The organism is Bradyrhizobium sp. PRIMUS42 (assembly GCF_023006515.1).
GTDB lineage: Bacteria > Pseudomonadota > Alphaproteobacteria > Rhizobiales > Xanthobacteraceae > Bradyrhizobium.
Genome location: NZ_JALBGZ010000135.1, coordinates 1 through 11,373, shown reverse-complemented (window position 1 = coordinate 11,373; position 11,373 = coordinate 1). Strand labels below are relative to the sequence as shown.

The window sequence follows — 11,373 nt, the reverse complement described above, 5'->3', positions numbered from 1 at the left end:
CCATCGCCGCCGCGCGACCGCCCTCGGACGCGCCGAGCTTGAACGCGATCACGGGTTTGCTCGCGGCGCGCGCCGCTTTGCAGGCATCGCGAAACGCCTTGGTGTTGCGCACGCCTTCGAGATAAACCACGATCACCTTGATGCTCGGGTCCTCGGCGTAATAGCGCATCAGGTCTGGCGTCTCGAGTCCGGCCTCGTTTCCGGTCGTCACCATGTAGCCGACACCGACACCCCGATCTTCCAGCGCCTGGCGGATCGCCATGACGATGGCGCCGGACTGTCCGGCGATTGCCACAGCGCCTTGCTCCATGGTGACGATGCGGTCGTCGATGTTGGTGAAGAGCTTTTCGCCGGCGCTTAAGTTGCCGAGGCAATTCGGGCCGGTGACGGCAAGCCCGGTCTCGCGTATGGCGGCCTGTAACTCGGCGGCGAGCCTCTGGCTTTCCTCATCCTGCAGCTCGCTGAAGCCCGAAGTGACGATGGTGGCCGAGCGCGCACCGGCCGCAGCGGCGTCGCGGATCACCTGGACGGCAAAGCGCGCCGGCACCAGCACCAGAACGTGATCGGGCTTCTCCGGGAGGCTCGCAAAGTCCTTGTAGCAGGGGACGCCCCAGATGGCTTCACGCTTGGCGTTGACCGGATACAGGCCGCCCTCGTAACCGTACTTGATCAGATTATTCCAGATGCGTTCGGCATAATTGCCGGGCTTGTCGGTCGCGCCCACCAGCACGATGTTGAGCGGGTGCAGCATGGCGTGGATGCCCTTGACGATGTCGCTGGCATCGGGAGCCGGAGACCATAGACGTTGCGAAACCGATGCGGCAGGCACTTGAGCTTCCATGCGCTTCCCTCACTTCTTGTTCTTGTTGCAACGCGCTGTCGCGCCGGCTTCGCGGGCTGATCGTGGCGGATTCCATGCCGCGAGACGGAATGGGCAGGTCTTGACGACAGGGCCTGACGATAAGGCTAGCATCACGAGACTTTTGGCGAAAGTGCGAACGATCCGGCAAGATGCTAGGAACGGTGACGCTCATTCTCTCAAACGGTGATCATGCCGCTCCTGTCCATCGTGGTGCCGACTCTCGATCGTCCCGACACGCTTCGCCATGCGCTCGCGACCATGGCGTGCCAGCCTGCGCACGCGGACTGCGAGTTCGTGGTTCAGAACAATGGCGGCAATCCCGAGATCGCGAAGATGGTCGCAGACCTCCAGGACGAGCGCTTCAAGCATTTTGCCAGCGAAACCGTCCTGACCATGACCGACAATTGGGAGGCAGCGCTCGGCCATGCCTCTGGCGAGTACATCGCCTTCCTCGGCGATGACGACGGGTTGATGCCCTATGCATGTGCCACGGCGTCGGATCTGCTCTCCGGCCGTAAGATCGATCTCCTGAGCTGGCGCGCCTACAGCTACTACTGGCCGGGCTACTACCATCCGGCTTTCCGCAATCGGCTGCTCGCCGAGATCGACCTGACCTCGTCGGCAAAGCGCGTCTCGTCGCGGGATGAATTGGCGCGCATCTTCGGCTTCCAGGCGCACTATGCGAACCTGCCGATGATCTACAATTCGTTCGTCCGCCGCAGCGTCATCGACCGGATGCGTGCGGTCGGTGGCCGCTATTTCATCGGCCTATCGCCCGACGTGGCATCCGGTATCGCCAATGCCGCGCTGACCGACAGTTTCGTCCGGCTGTCGCGGCCGCTGAGCATGGCCGGATTCTCGCAGCACAGCACCGGTCACGCGCTGTTCTTCGAGACCACCGATCTGCTCGAAACGTCGCGTGGAGCGCGGGATTTCGGACCGATTGACGACGATCCCCGGCTCCCTGATCTCAACGCCCTCCAGCTCTTCATCGCCAAGGACATGCTCGTCCTGAAACGACTGCTGCTGAGGGATGACGACGACGTGCGGCTCGACTTCAAGGCGCTGGCACAGGCGCTTGCGACCGACATCAACAATCGGCCGCCCCTGTATGATCGAACCGTACAAACCATCGGCGAACTCGCCCGCACGCATGGTTTCGATGTCGCCGACATCATCATTCCTGCCCGCCTTGCGGATCGGCCGCCACCTGGCAAGGGTGTTCGCGTCATCGGGCAGAACCGCGTGGTTTACGAGCTGGATGGTTCGACGCTCGGGCTGAATTCGATCGCGGACGCAGTGCGCGTGATCGCGCAGTTCGTGCCGGATCAGCAGCCGTTCGATCCAGTCGCTCTGGAGGCTCCCGTGTCTGCGCCGGTCCTCGGTGCAGAGGAACTCGAATTCAGACGTGGCGGGACAGGTGTCGCCGCGTTGGCCGAGGGATGGAGCGAGCCGGAGCAATGGGGCACCTGGTCGGTTGCCAGGAATTGCGTGCTCCGCTTCGAGGTCCACCCCATTCCGTCACGGCCGGTCGAGCTCGTGCTGGCGTGCCGGGCCTTCGTGGCTGACGGAAATCCGCAACTGCGTGCGGTTTGCCGCGTCGGTAACGGCGCGCAGCAGGAATTGACGTTTTCGAGAGGGGCGTTCGCGGGCTTGCGCAGGTTGATGCTCGATCCCGCCGCGATTGCCGCCGACGGGATGTTGACCATTAGCCTGTCGCTATCCGATCCACGCTCGCCCGCTGATCTGGGACTGAGCTCCGATGTGCGTCCCCTCGGCATCGGCCTCGAGCGGATATGGCTCGATGACGATGTCCGTGCGTCACGAGGCCGGTAATCGCCGCACGCTCAATACCGCAGCAGGCTCAGCTTGTGGGCGTAGTGAAAGATGACCTGCCTTGCGAGATAGGGAGCGATGGCACGGCGGATCTGCATCTGTGTCGGATCGAAGCCGAGAACGCGGCGCCGCAAGATGCCCATCTCCCGGACGCCGATCGCATAGGTTGATGCCGTCTTCTGGGCGTCATGGATTCGGAAGCAGGCGAGAAATCGCGGCAGGCGGACGAATTTGAACTCCGCGGCCTGCGCTCGCAGGATGAAGTCCCAATCCATCGCGTAATGGAAGCTTTCGTCGATCGGCCCGATCCTGTCCCACACGCGCCTGCGCCAGAACATCGTCTCCTGCGGGATATAGTCGGCATATTGCAGTGCGTGCCCGTCATGGGGCGGCAGCACGGCACGGCCGACCTCGAGCCCCTCGCGGTCGACGAAGACGCGATGGCCATACACGATGTCGACATGCGGATGCGACGTGAAGTAGTTGGCGACAAAGGCTAGCGTCCCCGGCAACAGCATGTCGTCGCTGTTGAGATAGGCCATGATCTCGCTGTCGATGCCGGCAAAGCCGAGATTGATGGCGTTCGACTGCCCGCTGTCAGGTTCGCTCTTCCAGCTGATGCCCGCGGCGCGGCTTTTCAGGAGATCTATGGTGCCATCGATCGAGGCGCCATCCTGCACGTGATAATACAGGTTCGGATAGTTCTGGCCGACGATGCTCTCGATCGTGGCGCCGAGATACTGCGCCTGGTTGTAGCTCGGCGTGACGATCGCGATCCGCGGTGCATTCTCGCGGATGGAGGGGGCCGGCGGCAAAGCCCTCAAATTGAGCAGGCGCGGCGGATATTGCTCGAAGGTCCACATCGGCGGGCGCCGCCAGAGGCTTCGCAGCGAGGACCGCCTTTGCCCGGCGGCGATGAGATCCTGGTTCCTTTCCAGCAGCGCGAGGCGATTTTCGAGCTGCTCCAATCGTTGTTCGAGGCGCTGCCTGAACTCGTCGTCCATCCATCGTTCTTTCACAAATCACAACGTACAAAAATCAATGGGCCATTCTATAGGTCTCCAGCCTGCAGCGCCAGTTCACGGTCTCGTCAAACGCGATGGCGCGGCCTGTCCGGCGCGGTTTCAGAGGCCTCGATCAATCCGGGATGGGCCGATTGCGAACCGCTATTCACCTGTTTCGATCAGGGTGGCATGCAGGACATACCGCTCCGGGCCGGACGTGACGGCGTCGAACGGCCAGCAGGTCGTGAGCACGAGTTCGACATCCTGCGCCGTGGGATCGATGCCCGATGCATCGAAGCGGACCACGGCGGATGAATCCGCGCGATAGCGAAAGTGTTTGCCGTCACGGCGTGTGACATCGATCACGTCACCAATGGCAACATTCCGCAAGAACCGGAAATGTGTGTCGCGATGGCCGGCATATACCGCGACACCGCGCTCGCCGGCATCAACCGTTTGGTGGATGTGACCGGGGCCAAAGGCAAGCGCCTGCCCGCTCGCGCTTTCCAGCACGATCGCGCTGGCGCCGATCCGCTTCACCTCGATCCGCGCGACCGGCCAGGTGTCGGCCCATGACCACGGCTTGATCACCCCGCCCGTTATCAGGCTTCTGTCGAAGGCGCGCTCCAGCAGCACCTGCGCGAGCCAGGCCTTGGCATGGACATAGGCACCGTCGCCGAACAGGATGAGGCCGATCAGTGCCAGAACCAGCGGGGATAAGAGGCGGGGCATTGTCTCTACACGCGTCATTGCGAGCGCAACGAAGCAATCCAGAGTCTTTCCGTTGAGGCAGCCTGGATTGCTTCGCTGCGCTCGCAATGACGGGAAGAAAAAGGCGCGCGCGGCCGTTGGTGTGGGACGGGCAGCCGCGCGCGCTAACAGAGGAGTTCGGGGGACTCCTCTCTCAAGCGACGTCGGTGAGCAAGGATCGACGCCGGTTGAACACGAACAGGATCAAGGCGAGCGCGATCAGGATCAGACCTGCGATCATTTTCAGCTCGGCTGAGGTTGCCGTCTTGGGCAGACGGATCGCATCAGGCGCTGCGGGTGCCGGACGCCGCGCGGCTGGTGAGGTGCGCGCATCGGCATGGCGTTCACGCAAGTGCGACTGGATCTGCGGCCGTTCGCCAAACACTTTCGCGAAGTCCCAGCCGGCGGGCAGGTTGATCGGCAATTCGCTCGGCTTGAGCGGTGCGCCTTCGGGGCGGCTCGGCGTCTTGTCGACGGCGACGAGGCTGGTCAGGCGCGTGACGATCTGATGGTCGAGAGCCAGCGCCAGGATCGCCTTGTCGGCCTCCTCGGGCGCGAGTTCCCGCATGGCGCGCGCCACCTCGGCGTCACCGATCTTGCGCTTGGCCCAGAGTTTCGACAGGCCGTTGCCTTCCGCTGCATTTTGCAGCGGCAGCGTCACCGACCATGGACGCTCGCCGACGCGCCCCCTGATCTCGAGCGAGCCCGCGAGCTTGTCGAGCTTTGCCGCAAGTACCAGCGGCTCGTCGCGATAGACGTCGGGGATGATCGCCGGGGTGATGTCGGCCTTGGCTTCGGAGAATTTCGCGATGAGGCCGGTCACGGCTGGATTTTCGAGCTTGGCGAACAAGCCGCGCATGCGCTCCTCCACCTGCTCGACGGACCCGATATGGGTGAAGGCCCCACGGCCGAGCTCGGCGGCGCGTGTCATCAGATAGGTGTTGGGCGCCGACCCGATGCCGACCATGAAGACGCGCGAGCGGCCGCGCATTGCCGTGATCGTTTCGAACAATTGCTGTTCGTTGCCGATGGCACCGTCGGTCAGGAAGACGACCTGGCGAACCATGCCGGTGTCGCCGAGCTTGTCGGCCAGGGCGGCGCGCATCGCCGGCACCATCTCGGTGCCGCCGCGCGCCTGCAACGCGCTCACGAACGAGGTCGCCTCGCCGACATGCGCAGCGTCTGCCGGCACGGAAGCCGGAAACAGCACGTCCATGGTATCGTCAAAGCGGATGACGTTGAAACGGTCGGTCGGCTGAAGCCGGGAAAGAGCGTAAGTGAGGCTCGCCTTGGCCTGGACAATCGACGTGCCGCCCATCGACCCCGAATTGTCGATCACGAACACGACCTCACGCGGTAGTGGCCTTTGTGTCGACTGCTCGACGCTGGGCGGGGTGATGAAGGCGAGCAGGTAATCGGCATCGCCGACATGTTCGCGGAACAGGCCGACCGTCGGCGCCTTCTCGTCGGCGGGCTTCCAGCTGAGCTCGAAGTCGCGGTCGGCGGGAACAGCGCCACCGGCGAGCGTGATGATGCGTGCCGTGTTGTCCGGGCTCTCGATCTTGACGTTATGGTGGGGACTCCTGACCTCGCCAAGTGCGAAGCCGGCCTTCAGGCGCACCGTGATGGTGGTCGGATTGACCGGTGCATTCTTGGCGGGATCCAGCACAGGCGGTGAGATACGGTCGCGGTCCGGTACCGGGTCCGACGTCGTCGCGCCCCAGCCCGAGCCGTCGTTGCGGAAGTCGACGCTCTGGACGATGGGCGCCGGATTGTAGCGCGGTCCGACCACCAGTGGCAGGCGGAGCGAATATTCATTGCCGGACTGATGCACCGGCTCCTGATATTCGATCTGCACCAGCACGGTTTCGCCGGGACCGATATTGGCAACCGAGTTGGTGAAGATGTTCGGCCGTTCCTGCTCGGTGAGCGCGGCCTTCTGACCGGCGCGGCGTGCCTCTTCGTAGATCACGCGGGCCTGCTGCCGCTCCTTGATGTCTCCGACGATGACGCGGTCCCCGACCACCATCTTCAGCGTATCGACGGCGCCGCCGCTCGCGAGCGGATAGACATAGGTTGCCTCGACCCAGTCCTTGGTCGGGTTGCGGAAGATCTGGGTGACCCGCGCGCGCAGCGTCGGCCCTGATACCGTGATGTCGACGTCGGTGCCGAGGCGGATCGCTTCCGTGGTGGCGCCGTCATCCTTCAGAAGCAGCGTACCGGACCGTGCATCGCCGGGCTGGAGCAGGCTGGCCTGCTCGGTCGTTGCCGACCAACTCGTCCCGAAGCTGACCAGCAGGGCCACGAAGGCCATCAGCATCACCGCGATGCCCTGCGCGAGAAGAAGCAATCCGAGCTTGATCAGCCGGTTCAACATGGGGTGCTCGTCGTTGTCAGCCGTGTCGTAGGTGTCCATTGGCCTGCTCCTGAAAGGGCGTTTGCTGGCTCTGAGCATTTGCCGGGAGGGGCCGATTTCGCGAGCAGAATGATCGGTAATGTTCCGCCGCGGCCGGCCCGGGCACGCCGCCTGTAGGCGGTCATGTGCGGTTTTGTACTGGTTTGTCCGCCCTGCTAGGATGGCGGTGCTGGAGCAGGGCTAGCGATGCAGATGCAGGATAAATCCAACGATAAGCAGCTTTCGGACGAGCAGAGCCGCGAGATTGCCGAGACCATTCGCGAGGAGCTCGCCCGACGCCGGATCTCCCGGCAGGCGCTGGCCGAGCAGGCCAAGCTCAGCCTGTCGACGCTGGAGAAGGTGCTCGGCGGCCGCAGGCCGTTCACGTTGGCGACGACGGTCCGGCTGGAGCAGGCGTTGGGCGTCTCCTTGCGCAAAAGCGTCGTCGTGGTGACGCCGCCGGCAGCAAACGATGTCGCGCCCGACAGCCTCGGCTCCTATGCGCACCGCGCGGTGAGCTGGCTTGAGGACGTCTACATCACGCTGCGGCCGTCGTTCGGCCACAAGGATGCGATTTTCGCCTATCGCACCGAGATCGTCTGGGAGCCGCAAATTTCCTCGCTGGTCTTCCGCGAGGGCGATCGGACCGATGCCGCCTATGAGCATACCGGCGAGGTCGCCGTTCCCCATCAGTCCGGCTTCATCTACCTCGTCATCATCAAGCATGGCCAGCATCGCGTGATCACGGTGTCGCGGCCGACGGTCGCCGGCGAGATGTACGGCATCATCTCGACGCTCCGCGCAGGCCCTGGCTCGCAGCTGACGCCGATCGCGGCGCCGATCGCCTACGTGCCGCTGAAAAATGTCCAGAAGCCCTCCTTGGGACGGGTTGGGCCCGACGATGCCAACCATGCCTTGTATCGAAACCATCTGCGACGCACGGTAGAAGAGTCGTTCGCGCTGTTTTTGACGCTATAGTCCGCAAGAAATAGTCCTGCACCGCCTTGGCATGTGCCTATAAGGATAGACCATGCAGGACGGGCCCGGGCGACACCGCGGCGGATCTCCGCTGTTCTCCATCATCATCCCGCTCGAATATCACCGCGGGCAATGGGAGCAGTCCTGGCTGGGCTGGACATCACAGACCGCGGACAAATCCCTCTACGAAATCATCCTGGTCGTGCCGCCCGATTTTAGGGCGCGCGAGGAGTTGAAGGCGCTGGCCGGTGACGAGGCTCGTCTCGAGTTCACAGACTCCGAACACGATATCGGGCTGTGCGCGTTCGGCGCAACCAAAGCCCGCGGTAGCCATCTGTTCTTCACGGAGTCACATTGCTGGCCCGAGCCCGGCGTGATCGAGCTGTGCATCCGTGCCATCGAGGCTCATCCCGACTGGGCCGGCTTTTCCTGCCATTCGGTCCCGATCTGCCACAATCGATTGTCCCTGGCAGAGGCTGCGATGTACCAGGCCGACATCGAATTCGGGATGAAGCAGCATCCCTGGCGTAAAGTGCTCGACCAGTGCTTCGTGACGCGGCGTGACGTCTATTGGGAATGCGGAGGCCTGCGAGAGGAACTCGGCCATTTCGCCGAATGGGTGCTGGCTGCGACATATCACGCAAAAGGATATGCCATTGGTTATCTGGAAGAGGCGCGCTTCCATCACTATTACGTCGGCGAGATCGGCGAGCTGAAGACGTTCACGCTCGATTTCGTGCAGGGCGAGATCCGCTATCTCGGCGAGGAACGCCGCGATCCCGGCAGCGAGCTGCTCGAAGTTCCCCTCGAATGGAGCAAGCGGAGCGATCACGATCCTTCGCTCGCCCGCCATGCATTGAACGCGCTGGCGCGCTACAGCCTTTCGGGGCGGGGCTGGACGCGGCCCGGTGAGAAGTTACGTTTCTTCTGCCGATGGTTGGCGCCTGCGATTCTCGGCGATCTAGCCGCGCGCAGCTCCGCTCGGCTGGAGGCGGCCTGGGCGCGTGGCGTACTGACCGTTTTGACGGTCGCTGGATCGAGTGACGCAATCGCGCGATGGATGAGGCGATACATCGCCTCGCTGATCCGGCTCCAGAGACTTGATTGCATTCATCGCGCTGGATGTGACCACAGGTCCGTCGCCGGCCTCCCCGACGAGCATGTTCTTGCCCAAGCCGGTTTCCACGCGGTGGAGGCGTCGGCCGGGCACACCTTCCGCTGGAGCGAGCCGCAGGCGGCGGTTCGCATCAAAGGGCACCCCGGCCGCAACAGGGTCTACATCCGAAGTCCCGCGCTCCGTGCGCCGCTCGAGCGCATCGGGACCTATTTCTATCTCGACGGCAGACGCGTCGATCCGGCAGCGATCACGATCGGCCGTGACAGCTACACGCTGGATATCGATCTGCCACCATCGGGCATGGCGACGCTTGCATGGATATGCCCCGCGTTCAGGGGCCGCGACGATGCGCGATATCTGGGCCTATCGGTCACTTCCATCGCGTTGGAACAAGTATGCGGAGCGCCCCATGCGAGACATTCACAATCGGCCGTCGCGACCCCCTGAGGGTGTGTTGGCTCGCGCAAAACGATTGGCGGCGATGAACGCCGCCAATCGCATATTGCGGGGTGGCGCTAGCCTCCGGTTTCGGCGCTGATGATGTCGCCGAACAATTCCCACTGGCCGGCCTTGAAACGGATCATCTTGAGCTGCTCGATCGGCGCGAAGTCGTTGGCGCCGGTGTTGATCTTGATGCCGGGGATCAGCGTATCGGGCGTAAAGTCCTTCAGGCTGGCGGCCTGCTTCATCACGTTGTCCCGCGTCAGGTCGTCGCCACACTGCTTCAAGGTTTGAACCAGGGTCTGCGCGGCGGCATAGCCGTAGACGAGGTTGGTGTCGGAGACATTGGCGCCCGGCATGTATTTGTCGATGAAGGCGAGAAACTTCTTCATGCCTTCGTCGTCCTTCCATTGCGGATCGGACGCGTCCTTCAAATAGGTCGCCGATAGCACGCCCTCCGAAGCATCGAGCCCGGCGGGCTTCATCACCGCGCCGATCGAGATCGACACGTCGGTCATGACATGCATCGGCTTCCATTCGAGCTCGGCGATTTTCTTGATCGCTTGGGCTGCGAATTTCGGTGTCGAGATGTTGACGAAGACGTTGGCGCCGGTGCCCTTCAGCTTGACGATGTGGGAATCGATCGACGGCTCGGTGGTCTCGTAGCTCTCCTCCGCCACGATCAGCGAGGACGCCTTGTCGCCGAAGATCTCCTTGATGCCGGCGACGTAGTCCTTGCCGAAATCGTCATTGGCATAGAAGATCGCGACCTTGGCGTCGGGCTTGGCCTGCAAGATGTACTTGGCGAAGATCCGCGCCTCGACGCGGTAGCTCGGCTGGAAGCCCATGGTCCAGGGGAAACTTTTCGGGTCATTCCATTTGCTGGCGCCGGTGGCGAGGAAGAGCTGCGGCACCTTCTTGGAATTGTGATATTTCTGCACGGCGGTCTGGGTCGGCGTGCCCAGCGCGTTGAAGACCAGGAACACCTCGTCGCTCTCGATCAGCTTGCGCACCTGCTCCACGGTCTTGGGCGGCGAGTAGCCGTCGTCATAGGAAATCCAGTTGATCTTGCGGCCGTTGATGCCGCCCTGGTCGTTGATCATCTTGAAATAGGCTTCCTCGGTCTTGCCGATGATGCCGTAGGCTGAAGCGGGACCGGAATAGGCCTCGACATTGCCGATCCTGATCTCGGTGTCGCTGGCGCCGGTGTCGTATTTTTTCTGCGCGGAAGCGCCTTGAACCGAGAGCAATGTCAGGGCCGTTGCCGCGGCGAGCAGGGCGAATTTCTTGTTCTTCATGGAAATTCCTTGGGGTTTCTCGTGGGATGGGGCAGGCACTCAAAAAAGGAAAAGCGCCACTAGAGGGGCGCTTTGATCAGGCGTTGGCGGCTTTCTTGTCGACCTCGGAGGTCACCGAGAACTCCTTGCGCAAGGTCGGCTTGTGGATCTTGCCGGTCGCGTTTCGCGGGAGCGCGTCGATGAAGCGGATCTGGCGCGGGCATTTGAAGCGCGCCAGATTGGCGGCGCAATGTGCAAAGACATCGGCGTCCGTCAGCTTGTGGCCGTGCTTGACCGCGACGATCGCAAGGCCCACCTCGCCCCATTGCGGATCGGAAATGCCGATCACGGCAGCTTCGGCGATGGCATCGAGTTGGTGCAGGACGTTTTCGACCTCGGCCGGATAGACGTTCTCGCCGCCGGAGATGTACATGTCCTTCCAGCGATCGACGATGTAGTAGAAGCCGTCCTCGTCGACGCGCGTCGCATCGCCCGTGTGCAGCCAGCCGTTGGTAAAGGAGGTCTTGTTCGCCTCCGGCCTGTTCCAATAGCCCGGCGTGATGTTGGGGCCCTTGACCCAGAGCTCGCCAAGTTCGCCGACATCGGCATCGCTGCCGTCTGGGCGGACGATGCGCACCTCGGTGTGCAGCACCGGCTTGCCGGCGGAGCCGGCTTTCCGCGCCGCATCTTCGCGGTCGAGCACGAGCACGGCC

At 63.1% G+C, this 11,373-nt stretch carries 9 protein-coding genes; 3 read left to right on the top strand and 6 right to left on the bottom strand.

The genetic code is table 11. The features are described 5' to 3' along the window. On the bottom strand, positions 1 to 841 hold an 841-nt coding region (locus tag MOV75_RS13365), incomplete at its 3' end, for a CoA-binding protein (RefSeq protein WP_247005913.1). A 210-nt stretch (positions 842 to 1,051) separates the two neighbouring features. Here MOV75_RS13365 and MOV75_RS13360 point away from each other — a divergent pair. After that, entirely contained in the window at positions 1,052 to 2,698 is a 1,647-nt protein-coding gene (locus tag MOV75_RS13360) for a glycosyltransferase family 2 protein (protein ID WP_246925551.1), read from the top strand. An 11-nt stretch (positions 2,699 to 2,709) separates the two neighbouring features. On the opposite strand, the gene MOV75_RS13355 is transcribed toward MOV75_RS13360, so the two are convergent. From MOV75_RS13355 to MOV75_RS13345, 3 genes are all read right to left on the bottom strand, one after another. Next, the gene (locus tag MOV75_RS13355; RefSeq protein WP_246925549.1) at positions 2,710 to 3,702 is read right to left on the bottom strand and encodes a glycosyltransferase family 2 protein; all 993 of its coding nucleotides are present in this window, start codon (positions 3,700 to 3,702) and stop codon (positions 2,710 to 2,712) included. 162 nt (positions 3,703 to 3,864) lie between these two features. Beyond that, positions 3,865 to 4,434 carry a class GN sortase gene (locus MOV75_RS13350; protein WP_246925555.1) on the bottom strand — a complete coding sequence of 190 codons (570 nt, stop codon included), beginning with the start codon at positions 4,432 to 4,434 and terminating at the stop codon, positions 3,865 to 3,867. A gap of 172 nt (positions 4,435 to 4,606) precedes the next feature. After that, positions 4,607 to 6,868, bottom strand: a complete 2,262-nt coding sequence (locus tag MOV75_RS13345; protein WP_246925547.1) for a marine proteobacterial sortase target protein — start codon at positions 6,866 to 6,868, stop codon at positions 4,607 to 4,609. 186 nt (positions 6,869 to 7,054) lie between these two features. Here MOV75_RS13345 and MOV75_RS13340 point away from each other — a divergent pair, with 186 nt between their 5' ends. Then, positions 7,055 to 7,825, top strand: a complete 771-nt coding sequence (locus tag MOV75_RS13340; RefSeq protein WP_246925545.1) for a helix-turn-helix transcriptional regulator — start codon at positions 7,055 to 7,057, stop codon at positions 7,823 to 7,825. Between the two features lie 52 nt (positions 7,826 to 7,877). Further along, complete coding sequence (locus MOV75_RS13335) at positions 7,878 to 9,389, top strand: glycosyltransferase family 2 protein (protein WP_246925542.1); 1,512 nt, start codon at positions 7,878 to 7,880, stop codon at positions 9,387 to 9,389. 68 nt (positions 9,390 to 9,457) lie between these two features. Here the strand turns inward: MOV75_RS13335 and MOV75_RS13330 are convergent, their stop codons facing one another. Further along, entirely contained in the window at positions 9,458 to 10,681 is a 1,224-nt protein-coding gene (locus tag MOV75_RS13330) for an ABC transporter substrate-binding protein (RefSeq protein ID WP_246925539.1), read from the bottom strand. Between the two features lie 76 nt (positions 10,682 to 10,757). Next, positions 10,758 to 11,373 (bottom strand): AMP-binding protein (locus MOV75_RS13325; RefSeq protein ID WP_247005911.1); only part of this gene is annotated, 616 nt, incomplete at its 5' end.